This window comes from Tessaracoccus sp. OS52 (genome assembly GCF_020687685.1).
Classification (GTDB): Bacteria; Actinomycetota; Actinomycetes; order Propionibacteriales; family Propionibacteriaceae; genus Arachnia.
Genome location: NZ_JAJEWM010000001.1, coordinates 1,619,546 through 1,635,886, shown reverse-complemented (window position 1 = coordinate 1,635,886; position 16,341 = coordinate 1,619,546). Strand labels below are relative to the sequence as shown.

At 68.7% G+C, this 16,341-nt stretch carries 19 protein-coding genes and 1 pseudogene; 14 read left to right on the top strand and 6 right to left on the bottom strand.

Features of this window, described 5'->3' with window-relative positions; translation table 11 throughout:
• Positions 1-2: 2 nt before the first annotated feature.
• Complete coding sequence (locus LKO27_RS07710; RefSeq protein WP_227736729.1) at positions 3-935, bottom strand: ferritin-like domain-containing protein; 933 nt, start codon at positions 933-935, stop codon at positions 3-5.
• Positions 936-1,010: 75 nt separating this feature from the next.
• On the opposite strand from LKO27_RS07710, the gene rimP reads away from it, so the two are divergent.
• The 3 genes and pseudogenes from rimP to LKO27_RS15565 all read left to right on the top strand — a co-directional run.
• Complete coding sequence (gene rimP / locus LKO27_RS07705; RefSeq protein WP_227736728.1) at positions 1,011-1,511, top strand: ribosome maturation factor RimP; 501 nt, start codon at positions 1,011-1,013, stop codon at positions 1,509-1,511.
• A 3-nt stretch (positions 1,512-1,514) separates the two neighbouring features.
• Positions 1,515-2,489, top strand: coding sequence for a transcription termination factor NusA (gene nusA / locus LKO27_RS07700; RefSeq protein WP_227736726.1), 975 nt, complete (start codon positions 1,515-1,517; stop codon positions 2,487-2,489).
• A 43-nt stretch (positions 2,490-2,532) separates the two neighbouring features.
• Positions 2,533-2,865 (top strand): annotated as a pseudogene (locus tag LKO27_RS15565) (Gfo/Idh/MocA family oxidoreductase); the annotation flags it as partial.
• Here LKO27_RS15565 and LKO27_RS15215 read toward each other — a convergent pair.
• The gene (locus LKO27_RS15215; RefSeq protein ID WP_255621866.1) at positions 2,814-2,939 is read right to left on the bottom strand and encodes a hypothetical protein; all 126 of its coding nucleotides are present in this window, start codon (positions 2,937-2,939) and stop codon (positions 2,814-2,816) included. The pseudogene LKO27_RS15565 and the gene LKO27_RS15215 sit on opposite strands and share 52 nt — an antisense overlap.
• Before the next feature lie 48 nt (positions 2,940-2,987).
• On the opposite strand from LKO27_RS15215, the gene LKO27_RS07690 reads away from it, so the two are divergent.
• Positions 2,988-3,410, top strand: a complete 423-nt coding sequence (locus LKO27_RS07690; RefSeq protein WP_227737281.1) for a hypothetical protein — start codon at positions 2,988-2,990, stop codon at positions 3,408-3,410.
• 33 nt (positions 3,411-3,443) lie between these two features.
• Positions 3,444-4,124: an NAD(P)-dependent oxidoreductase gene (locus tag LKO27_RS07685; RefSeq protein ID WP_227736725.1), complete on the top strand. Its 681-nt coding sequence runs from the start codon at positions 3,444-3,446 to the stop codon at positions 4,122-4,124.
• A gap of 7 nt (positions 4,125-4,131) precedes the next feature.
• On the opposite strand, the gene LKO27_RS07680 is transcribed toward LKO27_RS07685, so the two are convergent.
• Genes LKO27_RS07680 through LKO27_RS07670 form a run of 3 tightly spaced genes read right to left on the bottom strand, consistent with a single transcriptional unit; the run spans position 4,132 to position 6,877 of the window.
• A complete protein-coding gene (locus LKO27_RS07680) occupies positions 4,132-4,917 on the bottom strand; it encodes an amidohydrolase family protein (RefSeq protein WP_227736723.1) in 786 nt (261 codons plus the stop codon).
• Positions 4,918-4,920: 3 nt separating this feature from the next.
• The gene (locus LKO27_RS07675; protein WP_227736722.1) at positions 4,921-6,129 is read right to left on the bottom strand and encodes a DegT/DnrJ/EryC1/StrS aminotransferase family protein; all 1,209 of its coding nucleotides are present in this window, start codon (positions 6,127-6,129) and stop codon (positions 4,921-4,923) included.
• Position 6,130: 1 nt separating this feature from the next.
• Positions 6,131-6,877: a hypothetical protein gene (locus LKO27_RS07670; RefSeq protein ID WP_227736720.1), complete on the bottom strand. Its 747-nt coding sequence runs from the start codon at positions 6,875-6,877 to the stop codon at positions 6,131-6,133.
• A 130-nt stretch (positions 6,878-7,007) separates the two neighbouring features.
• Here LKO27_RS07670 and LKO27_RS07665 point away from each other — a divergent pair, with 130 nt between their 5' ends.
• The 9 genes from LKO27_RS07665 (at position 7,008) to LKO27_RS07625 (ending at position 15,744) form a co-directional block, all read left to right on the top strand.
• Positions 7,008-7,760, top strand: coding sequence for an amino acid ABC transporter ATP-binding protein (locus tag LKO27_RS07665; protein WP_227736719.1), 753 nt, complete (start codon positions 7,008-7,010; stop codon positions 7,758-7,760).
• Between the two features lie 33 nt (positions 7,761-7,793).
• Entirely contained in the window at positions 7,794-8,630 is an 837-nt protein-coding gene (locus LKO27_RS07660) for a glutamate ABC transporter substrate-binding protein (protein ID WP_227736716.1), read from the top strand.
• A gap of 18 nt (positions 8,631-8,648) precedes the next feature.
• On the top strand, positions 8,649-9,296 hold the full coding sequence (locus LKO27_RS07655; protein WP_227736714.1) for an amino acid ABC transporter permease: 648 nt from the start codon (positions 8,649-8,651) through the stop codon (positions 9,294-9,296).
• Positions 9,293-10,147 (top strand): amino acid ABC transporter permease, encoded by an 855-nt coding sequence (locus tag LKO27_RS07650; RefSeq protein ID WP_227736712.1) that lies wholly within the window; start codon positions 9,293-9,295, stop codon positions 10,145-10,147. The genes LKO27_RS07655 and LKO27_RS07650 overlap by 4 nt, the downstream gene beginning before the upstream one ends.
• Positions 10,140-10,421 carry a YlxR family protein gene (locus tag LKO27_RS15560; protein WP_227736710.1) on the top strand — a complete coding sequence of 94 codons (282 nt, stop codon included), beginning with the start codon at positions 10,140-10,142 and terminating at the stop codon, positions 10,419-10,421. Before LKO27_RS07650 ends, LKO27_RS15560 begins: the two co-directional genes overlap by 8 nt.
• A 176-nt stretch (positions 10,422-10,597) precedes the next feature.
• Positions 10,598-13,516, top strand: a complete 2,919-nt coding sequence (infB, locus tag LKO27_RS07640; RefSeq protein WP_227736707.1) for a translation initiation factor IF-2 — start codon at positions 10,598-10,600, stop codon at positions 13,514-13,516.
• 31 nt (positions 13,517-13,547) lie between these two features.
• Positions 13,548-13,985, top strand: a complete 438-nt coding sequence (rbfA, locus tag LKO27_RS07635) for a 30S ribosome-binding factor RbfA (RefSeq protein ID WP_227736705.1) — start codon at positions 13,548-13,550, stop codon at positions 13,983-13,985.
• Entirely contained in the window at positions 13,982-14,845 is an 864-nt protein-coding gene (gene truB / locus LKO27_RS07630; protein WP_227736704.1) for a tRNA pseudouridine(55) synthase TruB, read from the top strand. Before rbfA ends, truB begins: the two co-directional genes overlap by 4 nt.
• Positions 14,846-14,859: 14 nt before the next feature.
• Positions 14,860-15,744 (top strand): bifunctional riboflavin kinase/FAD synthetase, encoded by an 885-nt coding sequence (locus LKO27_RS07625; RefSeq protein WP_227736702.1) that lies wholly within the window; start codon positions 14,860-14,862, stop codon positions 15,742-15,744.
• Between the two features lie 10 nt (positions 15,745-15,754).
• Here the strand turns inward: LKO27_RS07625 and LKO27_RS07620 are convergent, their stop codons facing one another.
• Positions 15,755-16,234 carry a GNAT family N-acetyltransferase gene (locus tag LKO27_RS07620; RefSeq protein WP_227736700.1) on the bottom strand — a complete coding sequence of 160 codons (480 nt, stop codon included), beginning with the start codon at positions 16,232-16,234 and terminating at the stop codon, positions 15,755-15,757.
• Between the last annotated feature and the right edge of the window lie 107 nt (positions 16,235-16,341).

The window sequence follows — 16,341 nt, the reverse complement described above, 5'->3', positions numbered from 1 at the left end:
GACTACTCCAGCCCGGCCCAGCCGGGCCAGTACGGGAGCCGGCCTCCCCAGCCCTGCACGTGGCCGACCTGGTCCAGCAGGGGGTCCAGCCAGTCCTCGGCATCCGCCTCCGATGCCACCAGGCGGGCCAAGGCGTCGAGCACGCCCAGTTCCAGCACGGCCAGACCCGCCCTCACCTCCTGGTTGGTGGACATCGGGTTGGGCAGTTCGTAGGAGATCTCCTGGGCAGGCGGCTCCCCGGTGATGGCCGCCCGCAACCGGTTCCGCAGCAGACGCGCCTCGTCGAGTCTCCCCCCGGCCCGCTCGCGGTTCTCCCCGGCGGAGAGCCGGCCGATTGAGACCTCCAGGCCGTTGATCAGGGCCCAGACGTGGGTCAGGGCCACGCCGAGCGAGCGTTCGGTGGTGGTCTCCGGGAATCGGATCGGGCTCGCGTCCCCGCGAACCGGGGGATAGGCCTTCGCGGGCAGGCCCGCCGTCGCCGCCGCGAGAGAGGCTTGGAGCAGCCGCTCCGGCTGTGTCGGGGCCTCGGCCAACAGGGAACTGAACAGCGCAACACCTTCGGTCACGTGGCCGGCGAGTTCGTCATCGAAGGATGTCGGTCGGGGGGACGGGACGGTTGAGGGGGTGAAGACCGGCTCGGTGTCCGCCACGAGGGGGTCGAGGGCGTTTAGGCGCGACAGGTGCTCCTGCGTCTGCGCCGCCACCGCCAGTGCCCACTCCCCGTCGGTCTCCGGAGCCTGGCCGACGAGCGCCAGGAGCCGGTTGCACCAGTCCGCGCCTCGGGCGGCCGCCCGGCCCTGCTCCGGCTCGGTCGGGACAGGTGACATGGGTTCCGACGGACCCCCGGTGACCACCGGACTCGGGGCGCAGGCCGTCACTGATGCCCCGGCGAGCGCGGCGGCGAGGCCGAGCATGGCTCGACGGGTGGGAGGCATGGGTAGAACCCTACCGGGGACGTATGCTTGGGGGTCACCACAATCGAGTCACACAACCGAATCGGAGAACCAGCAATGCAAGAAAGCCAGCTCACAGAACTGGTCGAGCCCATCCTGGCTGAGCACGGCCTCGAACTCGACAGCCTGGACGTCACGCCCGTGGGCAAGCGGAAACTGCTCCGCATCACCGTCGACGGTGATGGGCCGGCAGGCCGCGGCCCGCTGCTGGACGACATCTCCGCAGCCTCGGCGCGCATCTCCGCGGCACTGGATTCGAGCACCGCCGTCGGCCAGGCTCCGTTCACCCTGGAGGTCACCAGCCGCGGCGTCGGCAAGCCCCTCACCGAGGCCAAGCACTACCGCCGCAACACCGGCCGACTGGTCCGGCTGTGGCTCGGCGGCGCCGAGGTGACCGGCCGGATCGTGGGGGTCGACGGCGAAGTCGTGACCCTGGACGTCGAGGGGCGCGAGGAGTCGTTGCCGCTCACGGAGATCTCGAAGGCCGTGGTGCAGGTGGAGATGAACCCGCCGAAGGAGTTCCGCTTCGATTCCGACGACACGCCGAAGGAGGCCTGAGCCATGGACGTGGATCTCGCTGCCCTGCGCGCCATCGAGCGCGACAAGGAAGTCTCGATGGACTACCTGATCAGGACGCTTGAGGACGCGCTCCTCAACGCCTACAACAAGACCGAACACCCGCTGCGTGGGGTGAAGGTGGAGGTCGACCGCAAGACCGGCAAGGTTTCGGTGCTCGCTCCCGAATTCGATGACGACGACCAGATCGTCGGGTACTACGACGACACCCCGGAGGACTTCGGGCGGGTCGCGGCGTCGACGGCGCGTCAGGTCATCTTCCAGCGCCTGCGCGAAGCCGAGGATGACCAGAAGTTCGGACACTTCTCCGGCTCCGAGGGGGACATCCTCGTGGGTGTGGTCCAGGCTGACCGGGACTCCCGAGCCGTCCGGGTGGACCTGGGGTCGCTGGAAGCGATCATGCCGCAGGCCGAGCAGGTGCCCGGCGAGGACTACTCGCACGGCCGTCGCATCCGCGTCTACGTGGTCGCCGTCCGTCGGGAACTGCGTGGCCCCCAGGTGGTCGTGTCGCGCACGCACCCCAACCTGGTGCGCAAGCTGTTCGCGATGGAGGTGCCCGAGATCGGCTCCGGAGTCGTGGAGATCAAGGAGATCGCGCGCGAGGCCGGACACCGGACGAAGATCGCCGTGGTCAGCCATGACCCGAACGTGTCGGCCAAGGGAGCGTGTATCGGCCCGATGGGGCAGCGGGTGCGTGCCGTCACCAACGAACTGGGCGAGGAGAAGATCGACATCGTCGACTGGTCGGAGGACCCGACGAAGTTCGTGGCCGCGGCGTTGTCACCGGCGAAGGTGATCTCGGTGCAGGTGGTGGACGCCGCAGCGCGCGCCTGCCGCGCGATCGTGCCGGACTACCAGTTGTCGCTGGCCATCGGGCGAGAGGGCCAGAACGCCAGGCTCGCCGCGAGGCTCACGGGCTGGCGGATCGACATCCAGCCCGACACCGCCGCCGGCCACTGACCCGCCGCCGCGAGCAAGCGATTTCTGGATAGGCTCTCCCTGGATGGGAGGAGGGCCAGTGACGGTACCGGGTGTGCGTGGCGCGAGGATCGGAGTGCTGGGTTCCGAGTCGACCCATGTGGACGCGTTCCTGCGGCATTTCAACGTCGAGTCCAGGTATCCGGGGTTGCGCATCACGTCGGCCCTGACCGCCAGCCCGGATCGGGACGAGGAACTCACGGACCTGGGGGTCGACGTGGCCCCCTCGACGGAGGCCCTGCTGGCTGGTTGCGACGGTGTCATCGTCGCGCACCGCGACGGGCGCACCCACGCCTCCTTCGCCGGTCACGCCATCTCGGCCGGCAGGCCCACCTTCGTGGACAAGCCGCTCGCGACGACCCTTTCTGACGCCACGCGCCTGGTGCGGACTGCGAGCCGGATGTCGGTGCCGCTGGGCACTGGCTCGGTCATGCAGTGGCACCCGGAGGTGCTGGCCAGCCGGGGAGGGGAACGTCCCGGGTGGTCGTCGTCGGGCCTGCCCAGTTGGACTGCCGGCACGGTGGGTTGTTCTTCTACGGCATCCACGCGGCGGAGGCGGCTTGCGCCGTGGCGCTCGCCGGGGCCACGGGGCCGCTGCCGGAGGACGTCACGGCTGAGCTCAAGGGGGACGAAGTGGTGGTTCGGGCCCGGCTCGCCGGCTGCCGCATCGAACTGCGCCTGCTGGACGCCCCACCGGGTGAGGGGGATTTTCAGATGGACCTCGGCGACGGTGAGCGCGTCCTCGGCCTGCCTGAGGACTACCTCGCGCCCGTCAGCAGCGTCATCGCAGGCGTGATGGCGGGGACGCCGGAGACCGGTCTGGGAGCCGCAGTCGCGGCCACCGCCCTGCTGGAGGCAGTCTCACGTAGTTCCGAAGAGACTGATAGAATCCCTTTTCTATGAGGTTGTCCGCGAAGGCGGAACCAAGGAGGATCGATGAGGATCGCGCTGTTGGGTGGTTCAGGGAGGATCGGCGGCTGGATTGCACCCCGGCTGGCGACTGCACATGAGGTGACGATCATCGACCGCATGGGCCCCGTTGTCGTGGAGGCAACCGACCGTCAGGGACTCGCCGAGGTGCTCGAGAACCATGACGCACTGGTGCACCTATGTGCGCGCGTGCCCCGAGGTGACGAGGCCACGGACCCCCGGGTGGTGGGGGAGGCCTGGGCGGTCAACGTCGGATCGGTGGCCCAGGCCATGCTCGCCTGCGCCGACGCCGGTGTCGCGCGGTTCCTACACATGAGCTCTCTGTCGGTGTTCGCCTATGCGGGCGTTCGCAGGCTCGGCGCCGACGAGGCGCCGGACAGCCTTCACCCCTACGGACTCAGCAAGCGGATGGCCGAAGCCACGGCCGCTGAGCTGGCACCCGTGCTCGGTATCGCCGCAGTCAGCATCCGCATCGGGTGGCCGACGCCTGATGCGACGGCGCCCCTGTGGCTGAACCCGTCGACCGGCCAGCCGGAGCAGGTTCGCCTGGCCGATGGTTCCGCGGTACCGGCCATCGCAGGCTCCGACGTGGCCCGGTGGATCGCGACGGAGCTGGCCGGCCACCGGGAGCCCGGCCACCGGATCCTGAACCTGGTCGCCGACGAGTCGGCCGTCTTCGCGCGCTGAAGCGTCGTCACACCGGACGCAGGGCGCTCCCGAGCCGCTCCCCGAACAGCCGGTGGGCATTGCGCCACATCACGTCCTCGAGCTCGTCAGCCGTCAGGTCCGCGGCAGCCACCTGGCCGAAGGCCACCGACGGGTCGAGCAGCGTCGCGTCGGTCCCGAAGAGCACCTGCTGCCGGGGAGCGTGGCGCATCACGTGCGCCATCTGGCCACCGAGGGCCACCGAGCACGAAGGTTCCAGGTAGAGCCGCTCCTGGTGCGTCGCCGCTTCGGCGGCGAGGTCCCAGCGGTCGGCGCCCATGTGGCCCGCGATGGCGCGCAGCGTCCTCAGTGGCTCCAGCAGGCGAGCAAGCTCCAGCACGTCCGCTCCCCAGGTGTGGATCAGCAGCACCGTGTCGAAGTCGTCGAGCAACTGGAGGGCGTCCCTGACCTGCGGCGAGGAGATCGGAGCGTTCGCATAGTGGGTGTGCATCTTGACCCCGACGAACGGACTTCCGGGCTGTAGCCAGCGTTCCAGCTCCGACGAAGCGGTCACCAGGTCCCGGGCATTGATCACGACGTAGCCCCGCAGCAGGTCGGATCCTTCCAGGACCCTTGCCAGCTCCGCGTTCCCGGCGGCGGCGTCGTGGAAGACGCCGCGGGAGTGCGAGACCAACTGCAGGTCGATGCCCCACCGTGCGCACAGGCGGTGGTTGGCGTTCACGTCGTCCTGGCCCATGTGGAAGAAGTACGGTCCGACGTGCGCATGGGTGTCGACGACGTGCCGGGTGCGCGCGACGGGGTGCAACTGGGTCATGGATCAGTCCTTCCTCAGGGCGAGCTCGTCCAGCGCGCTGCCCAGTGCGGCAGCCGCCGCAGCGGCGTCGTCGGGGGTGAAGTTCTCGTTGATGCCGACGGTGACCAGGGACGATCGCACCAGGTCTTCGGCCACGGGGCACTCGGGGGCCGGCCGGCTGGCCAGCGACAGCGGCCAGCCGGACGACCCGAACGTGCGCCGCTCCGTCAGGACGGGGTTGCGGTACAGGACCCGTTGCAGGTACCCGGCAGAGGCGCTCAGGCCGGTGTCGGCAAGGAGTTCGACGAGATCCCGGTTGGTCCCGCCGACGACGGCGGGCTCGAGGACCAGCGGGTAGAGCCAGAAACTGTGCCGCTCGGCATCCGGGACACTCACGCCGGGGCGACGCAGGGCCGTCGACCAGCCCTCGGCGATCCTGCGACGGTCCGCCACCACTTCGGAGACCTTGCCGAGCTGCGCTCTCGCGACCGCGGCGACCAGGTCGGTCATCCGGTAGTTGAGGCCGAGGAACAGGTGGGTTCGCTCGCCGGTGTCCCTCGGCCAGCCCTTGTCTGCGAAGAGCGCCGCCCGGCGGGCGAGCCCGGCGTCGGCGGTGACCAGGAGGCCACCGTCACCGGTGGTGATGTGTTTGCTCTGCTGGAGGCTGAAGCACCCGATGTCTCCCACGGTCCCGACGAGGGCGCCGGACGGGGTGGTGGCGAGGTAGGCCTGCGCGCAGTCCTCGATGACCCGGATGCCGCGACGGTGGCACAGCTCGGTGATCGCCTCGACGTCGGCCGCACCCCCGAACAGGTGGACCACGACGACCACGCGGGTGCGCTCGGTGATCGCGGCGGCGACGGACTCCGCCGTCAGACAACCTGTCTTCGGGTCCACGTCCGCGAACACCGGGACCAAGCCCTGGGCCAGGGCCCCGATCATGCTGCCGGCATCGGTGATCGGGGGAACGATGATCTCGTCGCCCGGCTCCAGGTCCAGGGCCGCGACGGCGCAGTGGATCGCCGCCGAACCCGTGGCGGAGGCCACCGCATGCGGCATTCCCATCAGTTGGGCGAACTCGGACTCGAGCGCGATGGTTTCCGTGCCGCCGACGCGGGACAGGTGGCCACTGCGGATGACGCGCAGCACCGCCGCCTCCTCCTCCTGCCCGAAGCGGCGGCCGTCGGCGGTCTCGTAGGTCGGGTAGTTGCGGTACGGGGAGGTGGTGCCCATGTCAGTTCTCCAGCAGTGCGGTCAGGGTGCCACCGGCGATGGCGTCGAAGTCCTCGGTGCCCAGGCGGGCGTCCCGGAGCCGCCACACCGTCGGCTCCAAGTCCTGCAAGGGGCTGCCCGAACCGAAGGCGATGTGCCGGGCGCCAACCTCGGAGCAGACGATCTCCAGCGTGTCGGGTCCTAGGAGCCGCCTGGTGCTGGCGACGAAACCGGGCTCGGCCCGAGCCGCGATGAGGAAGTCCGCGGTCTCGTAGTAGCCCATGTCCAGGAACACCACCTTCGCGTCGATCCCACGGAAGGCGTGCTGGACCGCTGTGAAGTTGCCCTCGGCGAGCATGACCAGCCCATGGCGGGCTGCCTCTGCGACGACGAGCTGGTAGCCCGGCGCGGTGACCGGGACCATCTGGGTGACCCCGGGCAAGCGGATGGCGCGCACCCCCAGTTCGATCCACTCGACCACCCGCTCCGTGAAGTCACTCGCGTCGCGAAGGTTGACCACGTGGCACGGCAGCCAGTCGCGCTCGGCGGCCCAGGTGCGCGCCTCGGCGTTCCCGGCTTCCTCGTCGAACATCACGGCTTGTCCGCTGGCCACGAGCGCGCCGTCGATACCGGCGCGCGTCAGGACGGTGGCCACTGCGTCGGGGGACAGGTCAAGGTCCGCCCGCTGCGGCCAGTGGCCCAGCATCACGTCGCAGTCCAGCGCCACCCGGCGTCGGTCCGCTGCGAGCTCCTCGAAGAACGTCGGCATCGATGCTCCTGTAGATAAGGTTTTCTCAAACCTATCAGCAGGACCGTTCGTGGCCAACCGGTGGTAGGGGTTGTGTAACGATGCGGTAAAGCGCCCCGACTTTGGCCGCACGCGGGCCTAATGTGGCGCCATGCCAGACACGAGCACGCCATCCCCGCTCGTCCAGTTGCGCGGCGTGAACAAGTTCTTCGGCCAGCACCAGGTACTCAAGGACATCGACCTGGAAGTCGCCAAGGGCGAGGTGGTCATCGTCATCGGACCGTCGGGATCCGGCAAGTCGACGCTGTGCCGCTCCATCAACCGGTTGGAGCCCATCGACTCGGGGGAGATCTACATCGACGGGCAGCGCCTGCCCGAGGAGGGCAAGGAACTGGCGAAGCTGCGCAGCGAGGTCGGCATGGTGTTCCAGGCCTTCAACCTGTTCGCCCACAAGACCGTCCTCGAGAATGTGACCCTGGCACCCATCAAGGTGCGCAGGATTCCCAAGAAGGACGCCGACAAGCGGGCCATGGAACTGCTCACCCGCGTCGGGGTGCAGGACCACGCCAACAAGCTCCCGTCCCAGCTTTCCGGCGGGCAACAGCAACGCGTGGCCATCGCACGCTCGCTCGCCATGGACCCGAAGGTGATCCTCCTGGACGAGCCGACGAGCGCACTGGACCCCGAGATGATCAACGAAGTCCTCGACGTCATGGTCGCCCTCGCGCAGTCCGGGATGACGATGATCGTTGTGACCCACGAGATGGGGTTCGCCCGGAAGGCGGCGGACCGCGTCGTGTTCATGTCCGAAGGGGCCATCGTGGAGGAGGCCCCGCCCGAGGTGTTCTTCACGGATCCGAGCAGTGATCGCGCCAAGGACTTCCTGTCCAAGATCCTCCACTGACCGCCTTTTCCAAACCCCACCAAGGAGCAGCAAATGAAGCACAACCTACGGGCCGCCATCATCACGGTGGCCGTCATTCCCGCCCTGGCCGCCTGTGGTGGCGACACCGTCGAGTCCGACTTCGAGGAGGGCACCACGATGGCGCGCCTTGCCTCGGAGCAGTCCATCACCATCGGAACCAAGTTCGACCAGCCCCTGTTCGGTCTGGCCGGCCCCGACGGCACCCCGGTCGGCTTCGACGTCGAGATCGGCAAGCTGGTTGCCGAGGCTCTCGGCATCCCCGAGGAGAAAATCGAGTGGAAGGAAACGGTCTCCCAGAACCGGGAGCCCTTCATCGAGAGCGGTCAGGTGGACATCGTCGTGGCCACCTACACGATCAACGACACGCGCAAGGAAGTCATCGACTTCGCCGGCCCCTACTACATCGCCGGGCAGACGTTCCTCGTCCCCGCCGGCAACCCCGACGGCATCGACGGGCCGGAGAGCCTGGGTGACAACACGGTGTGCACCGTGACCGGTTCCACCTCGGAGAAGAACGTGGCCGAGTACACCGACAACATCATCACCGTCGACAAGTACTCCGACTGCCTGGAGCCGATCCGCACCGGGCAGGCCCAGGCCCTCACCACCGACAACGTCATCCTCGCTGGACTCGTGGACCAGAACGAAGGCGAGTTCGAGCTGGCCGGAGAGCCCTTCACCGAGGAGCCCTACGGCATCGGGCTGAAGAAGGGCGACGACGAGTTCCGCGACTTCATCAACGACGTCCTTGAGCAGTCCTACGAGGACGGGTCCTGGGCAGAGGCCTGGGAGAGCACGGCGGGCAAGGTGCTCGAGACCCCCGAGCCCCCTGCCGTCGACCGCTACTGACGCAGAAGGCACGCACCCATGGAAGCCGTCCTCAGCAACCTGCCCAGCTACTGGGCCGGTTTCCGGGTGACGCTCGAACTGCTCGCCGTCGGCGGGCTGGGTGCACTGCTGATCGGGACGGTCGTCGCGTTCCTCCGGATCTCGCCGATCGCGAGTCTCCGCTGGGTCGCGACGACCTACACCGAGGTCATGCGCAACACCCCGCTCACGCTGGTGTTCTTCTTCATCATGGTGGTGCTGCCCGCGCTGCAACTCGGCTTCCAGTCGAAGACCGGCGCCTACATCGCCTTGTCGCTGTACACCTCCGCGTTCGTGGCCGAGGCCCTCCGCTCCGGCATCAACGGAGTGCCCGTCGGACAGGCCGAGGCAGCTCGCTCGGTCGGGCTGAACTTCATGCAGATCGTCACACTCGTCGTCATGCCCCAGGCGGTGCGGATGGTGATCCCGCCCCTGATCAACGTGATCATCGCGCTCACCAAGAACACGTCAGTGGCCGCCGGCTTCGTCGTGGTGGAGCTGATCGCTGTCTCCAAGACCCTCACGAACGCCCACGGTGACTCTGTCATCCCCATCCTGCTCGGCATCGCCGTCTGCTACCTGGTGATCACCATTCCCCTCGGTCGCTTCGCCGCCCGGATCGAGCGGAAGGTGGCGGTGCTGCGATGAGCGCAGAGGTGCAGGTCCTCTACGAGACCCCCGGCCCACGGGCGAGGGCGCTGTCACGGACCTTCTCGGTGGTCATTGGCGTCCTGGTGGTGGGCGGTCTGGCATGGCTGATCTACGCCCTCGGCCAGCCCCGGGTCACGGTGAACGGGGCGGTCCTGACCGGGCTGTGGAGCCCCGAGCGGTGGGACATCTTCGGTGACGACGAGGTCTGGCGCGGACTGCTGCAGCGGGGCCTCCTCATGGGCACCCTGCGAGCGGCCGGTCTGGCGGCCGTGCTGGCGATCATCTTCGGCGTGCTGCTGTGCTTCGCGCGGCTGGCGCCGTCGCCTCTCGTGCGCGTACCGACGGCGATCGTGCTGGAGTTCTTCCGCGGCATGCCCGTGCTGCTCATGATGCTGTTCATCCTCCTGGCGCTTGCCACCAGCGGCTACTGGGCCGTGGTGTGGGCGCTCGCGATCTACAACGGTGCCATCATCGGCGAGGCCCTGCGCGCGGGGATCCAGTCGCTGCCGCGCGGGCAGCGGGAGGCCGGTCTCTCGCTGGGGCTGACCTCGTTCGCGACGCGCGTGCTCGTCGAGTTCCCACAGGCCTTCCGGCAGATGCTGCCGATCATCGTGGCGCAACTGGTGGTCCTGCTGAAGGACACCTCGCTGGCCTACATCGTCGCGTACCCCGAAATCCTTCGGGTCAGCAACCAACTCAAGGACTTCTATGGCTCCACGCAGTACTCCTTCTCCATCTTCCTCGTGACGCTGGCCATCTACCTGGCGGTGAACTTCTCCGTGTCTGCGCTGGCCCGGTGGATCGCGCGCCGCAGGGGTCCCAAGGCGGGCGTGGTCGAACATGGCTGAGCCCCTGCGCACCTGCCTCGGCTGTCGTCAAAGGGCTGGCCAGGACACCTTGATCCGCCTCGTGCGGGTCGGCCAGGAGGTCGTCGAGGCGACCAGTCCCCGGCTTCCGGGGCGGGGAGCCTACCTGCACCCGGAACGCTCCTGTCTGGAACAGGCGACGCGGCGCCGGGCACTGCAACGCGCTTTCGGGCATGGGGCCCAACCGGCCCCCGCGCTGGCGGAACGACTGGACCAGATCGCATCCGGGTGGAATCAGGCGCCTTCGGCGGGGTAACATGGTCGATGGCCCTGCGTCTGTTCGCTGTGGCCGCATCGCTGAATGCCGACGATCCGCGTCGGCACGAACCAGAAAGTGGGCTAACGCTCATGACCACTCGATGAGTATCCAACGATGAGCAAGCAACAAAACTAACTGGTCCGGACATGGGGTCTGGGCCGTGAAGGAGAGTAGTGGCCAAGCCTCGCGTCCACGAGATCGCAAAAGAGATCGGGATCACAAGCAAGGAGCTTTTGAACAAGCTCAACGAGATGGGCGAATATGTTCGCGGCCCGTCGTCCACGCTGGAAGCGCCGGTCGTGCGCCGTCTGCGGGAATCACTGAGCGGACCCTCTGAAACACCCAAGCCCGAGTCGCCGAAGCAGGCTGCTCCGAGCACCCCCAAGCCGTCGGCGGAGAAGACCGCGCCGGTCGCTCCCGCGGCCCGCGCCCCCGAGGCGCCCGCTCCCAAGCCCGTCGGTCCCCGCGCCACCCCTGGCGCCCCCGTGAGCTCGGAGGAGGGTGTCTCGACCTCCCCCAAGCCCGGTGGACCACGTCCCGGCGTCAAGCCCGCGTCCAAGGCGCCGGCACCCGCTCCGGCTCCGGCTCCGACCACGGCTCCCGCCCCGCAGCCCGCTGCGAAGCGGCCCGACGCCGACGGCCCGGCGCCGTCGTCGAACGCCCCCGCTCCGCGGCCCGGTGCCCGTCCCGCGGCTCGCCCGGGTGGTCCCACGCCGGGTACCGTCGGGCGGAAGCCCGGCTCGCCCCGTCCCGGCAACAACCCGTTCGCACCCGCCCAGGGCATGGGCACCCAGCGTCCTAGCCGCCGTCCGGAGGCTGGCGCCCGTCCCGAGGGACGCGACCAGCGCCCGGGCGCCCCGCGTCCCGGGGGCGCAGGTGTTCCGGGAACCGGTGAGCGCATGCCACGGCCCGGTGGCACCGGCGGTCTGCCGCGCCCCAACCCGGCCATGATGCCCAAGCAGCAGTCGGCCCAACTGGGCTCCTCAGCCCCCGCACGTGGCCGTGGTGGCCCCGGTGCGGGCGGTCGTGGGCGTCCGGGTGGTCCCGGTGGCGGCGGTGGTGGTCGTCCCGGTGGCGGTGGCGGTCCTGGTGGTCCCGGCGGCGGCGGCTTTGGTGGCCCGCCCATGGGCGGACCCAGCGGCGGCCGTGGTCGTGGTCGCACAGGCGGCACCCAGGGCGCCTTCGGTAGAGGTGGCGCAGGCGGCAAGAGGGGTCGCAAGTCCAAGAAGCAGCGTCGGCAAGAGTTCGACCAGATGGAGGCTCCTGCGATCGGTGGCGTGCGCCTGCGCAAGGGCGACGGCCAGACGGTCCGCGTCCGCCGTGGGGCATCGCTGACGGACCTCGCTGAGAAGATCGGTGTGGACGCGGCGTCGCTGGTGCAGGTGCTGTTCCACCTCGGTGAGATGGTCACGGCCACCCAGTCGGTCGCCGACGACACCCTTGAGGTGCTGGGTGCTGAACTGGACTACAACATCGAGGTCGTCTCGCCCGAGGACGAGGACCGCGAGTTGCTCGAGTCCTTCGACCTGGAGTTCGGGGAGGACATCGGTGACGACACCGACCTCGAGTCCCGGCCCCCAGTGGTCACGGTCATGGGTCACGTCGACCACGGCAAGACCAGGCTCCTGGACACGCTGCGCAAGTCCAACGTGGCGGGCAAGGAGGCCGGTGGCATCACCCAGGCCATCGGTGCCTACCAGGTGCAAACCGTCGTGGACGACCAGGATCGAGCCATCACCTTCATCGACACCCCGGGCCACGAGGCGTTCACCGCCATGCGTGCCCGTGGTGCGAAGTCCACCGACATCGCGGTGCTGGTCGTGGCCGCGGATGACGGCGTGATGCCCCAGACAATCGAGGCGCTCAACCACGCCAAGGCTGCGGACGTTCCCGTCGTGGTGGCGGTCAACAAGATCGACAAGGAGTCTGCGGATCCCACGCGCGTTCGTGGACAGCTCTCCGAGTTCGGTCTGGTGCCCGAGGAGTACGGCGGTGACACCCAGTTCATCGACGTGTCCGCTGCCACCGGCCAGGGGCTCGACGAACTGCTCGAGGCCATCGTGCTGACCGCCGACGCTGCGCTGGACCTGCGTGCCAACCCGGACATGCCTGCCCAGGGCGTCGCGATCGAGGCGCACCTCGACAAGGGCCGCGGCCCCGTCGCCACCGTCCTCATCCATCGAGGCACCCTGCGCATCGGTGACTCGATCGTAGCCGGATCGGCCCATGGACGAGTCCGGGCGCTGCTCGCCGACACCGGGGAGAACCTGGATGAGGCACCGCCCTCGCGTCCCGTGCAGGTCCTTGGCCTCACGTCGGTCCCCGGCGCGGGCGACAACTTCCTGGTCGTCGAGGACGACAGGATGGCCCGCCAGATCGCCGACCAGCGTGCCGCCCGCATGCGGGCCGCCGCCCAGGCAGCCGGTTCCCGTCGCAAGACCCTCGACCAGCTCTTCGAGCAGTTGGAGAAGGGCGAGGCCCAGGAGCTGTTGCTCATCCTCAAGGGCGACGGAGCAGGCTCCGTCGAGGCCCTCGAGGACGCCCTCAGCAAGATCGATGTGGGCGAAGAGGTCTCGCTGCGGGTCATCGACCGCGGAGTCGGTGCCATCACCGAGTCCAACGTCACCCTCGCGGCGGCATCGAAGGCGGTCATCATCGGCTTCAACGTCCGGCCCACGCAGCACGCTGCCAAGCTGGCCGACGCCGAGAACGTCGACATGCGCTTCTACTCGGTCATCTACGCCGCCATCGACGAGATCGAGGCAGCCCTCAAGGGCATGCTCAAGCCGATCTTCGCCGAGGAGGTCCGTGGCCAGGCAGAGATCCGCGACATCTTCCGCAGCTCCAAGTTCGGCAACATCGCGGGCTGCATGGTCACCGACGGGACCATCAAGCGCAACCAGAAGGCCCGTCTCCTGCGGGAAGGGGTTGTCATCGCCCAGACAGCGATCGCGTCCCTGCGTCGCGAGAAGGACGATGCCTCCGAGGTCCGCGAGGGCTTCGAATGCGGTCTGACGCTGTCGAACTACAACGACATCCGCATCGGTGACGTCGTCGAGACCTACGAGGTGGTGGAGCGCGAGCGGTCCTGACCGGCCGTCGCACCCATCCGAAGGAGGAACCATGCCCAGCCCACGAAACGCGAAACTCGCCGACCAGATAAAGGTGATCCTGGCCTCGACCATCGAGCGTCGGGTCAAGGATCCCCGTCTGGGTTTCGTGACCATCACGGAGGTGCGTCTCACGGGTGACAACCGTGAGGCGACGGCCTTCTACACGGTCCTTGGTGACGACGAGGAGCGGGCCGGGACGGCCGCTGCACTGGAGTCGGCCAAGGGGATGCTGCGCACCACTGTGGGGCAGCAGCTCGGACTGAAGTTCACTCCGAGCCTGGAGTTCGTCCTCGATGCCACCTCCGAGGTGGCCAAGAACATCGAGGACCTCCTGGCGCGAGTGCAGGCCAGTGATGCGGAGGTGGCGGCGGAGGCGGCCGGCAAGCAGTACGCCGGCGAGCCCAATCCCTACCGCGAGCCCCGCGCCGACGCCGGCGACGAGGAGTGACCCAGCTCTCGGGGCTGGTGGTCCTCGACAAGCCGTCCGGGGCCACCTCGCACCAGGTGGTCGCCCGGCTCCGGCGCCTGCTGGGGACGAAGAAGATCGGGCACGCCGGCACGCTGGACCCCATGGCCACCGGCGTGCTCATCCTGGGTGTCAACCGAGCCACGCGGATGTTGGGTCACCTCGCGCTCCACGACAAGCGCTATCTCGCGACGGTGCGTCTGGGGGAGCGCTCAAGTACCGATGACGCCGACGGTGAGGTGACACCCGGCGCGCCCGCAGCGGACATCACCGAGGCGCAGCTGGAGGCTGCCCTGACCCCCATGCGCGGGCGCATCAGCCAGGTACCGAGTTCGGTCTCGGCCATCAAGGTCGGGGGCGAGCGCGCCTACAAGCTGGCCCGCGAGGGCAGGAGCGTGGCACTGGCACCGCGTGAGGTCGAGGTCAGCCGGCTCGACATCGTGGGCGTGCGCCCGGGGGCCAGGACCCTCGACGTCGACCTCGACGTCGAGTGTTCCAGTGGCACCTACATCCGGGCGATCGCCCGGGACCTGGGGGAGGCCCTCGGCGTCGGCGGCCACCTCACGAGCCTGCGCAGAACCCGCATCGGGGCCTACGACCTCACGCAGGCCGTCGAACTCGGTGACGAGGCACCCGTACTGATGTCGATGGCCGAGGCTGCCAGGCTGAGTTTTCCCTGCCTTGAGGTGGACGCGGCCACCGAAGCCGACATCCGTTACGGCCGTCCGCTCGCCCTGCAGGTGCCGGCGGCGGTCACGGGCATGATCTCGCCGACGGGGGAGTTGCTCGCCCTGTATCGTCCTGACGGTGACGGGGCCAGACCCGTTGCCGTGCTCGTGTGATTCGTGGAGGACCTGTGAACCAGTGTGTCGTGGCCATCGGCAACTTCGACGGTGTCCATCGCGGGCATCGGAAGGTGCTGACCGAAGCCGTCGGTGACGGGTCCCTCCCCCTTGTCGTCATCACGTTCTGGCCGCACCCGGTCAGTGTGGTCCGGCCGGAGGCGACTCCGCGGATGCTCAGCGACCTCCACACCCGCATCGAGCTCCTCAAGGAGGCCGGGGCGCACGAGGTGCGGGTCATCCGCTTCACTCCGGCGGTGGCTGCGCTGAGCCCGGAGGAGTTCGTCGAGACCTACGTGGTGCCCCTGCACCCGGCCAGGGTCGTCGTGGGTGAGAACTTCCGCTTCGGCAAGGCGGCCAGCGGCGACGTCGCACGGCTCACCGAACTCGGCCAGCGCTACGGCTTCGAGGTGAGGCCGCTGTCCCTGGAATCGGTGGGCGAGGCGATCACCTGTTCCAGCCTGATCCGCTCGTCGCTGGCGGAGGGTGACGTAACGGAAGCGCTGCAGCACCTTGGACGCCCCTTCAGTTTCCGTGGGGTGGTGGTGATGGGCGACCAGCGCGGGCGCGAACTCGGCTTTCCGACGGCGAACCTCAGCGTGGGCGAGCAGATGGCCGTCCCCGCCGACGGCGTGTACGCGGGCTGGCTGACGGCCGAGGACGGGATCCGCCGCCCGGCGGCCATCTCCGTCGGGTCCAATCCAACTTTCAACGGCGTCGATCGCCGGGTGGAGAGCCACGTCATCGATGAGACCGACCTCGAACTCTACGGCGTGGAGGTCGTGGTCGACTTCGTGGAGCGCCTGAGGGGCCAGGTGAAGTACGAGGGCATCGAGGCGCTCGTCGATCAGATGGGCCGCGACGTGGCGCGAGCCCGCGAGATCCTGGCTGCCGGCTGAGCAGGGGCGCTCAGCGCGCGGTCAGCGACTTCTTGTAGATGGCGTAGTACTGGCTGGCCTCCGACTCGTCGGCGACCTGCGGGATGTCGGGGTTCTCCACGAACCGGTGCTCGCCAGTGGGGTGGTACTCGAGCGATACGTACAGCGGCACGGCCTTCTCGTTGTTGGGGTCCACGGCAAGGTAGACGGCCGTGTGGCCGGCAGCCCTCGCCTGGTCCTCGATCCAGCGGGACAGCGCCCGGCCGGCGCCGCGGCGCCGGAACTTCTGCGGCACGTACATGTTGCGCAGTTCGGGCGTCATGCCGTCGGCGTCGAAGTCCAGCAGGGCGGTGCCGACCGGCTCCGCCCCGTCGAACGCGACGGCGAAGATCAGGGTTCCGGCCTTCTGCGCCTCGAAGTACTTGTCCACAAGCTCGGCGTCCGGGTTGGGCTGGATCTCCCGGAGGGCAGGCAGGTCGGATTCCTCGGCACGACGGACGACGATGGCCATGACTGCTCCTGGTCTGTTTGCTTGCAAGGTCGCAACCACCCTAGCGCCAAAGTGGCGCCCACTGTAGGCCGCTGGCGTCGGTTGGGACTTCAGAGGCCCCGAGTGCT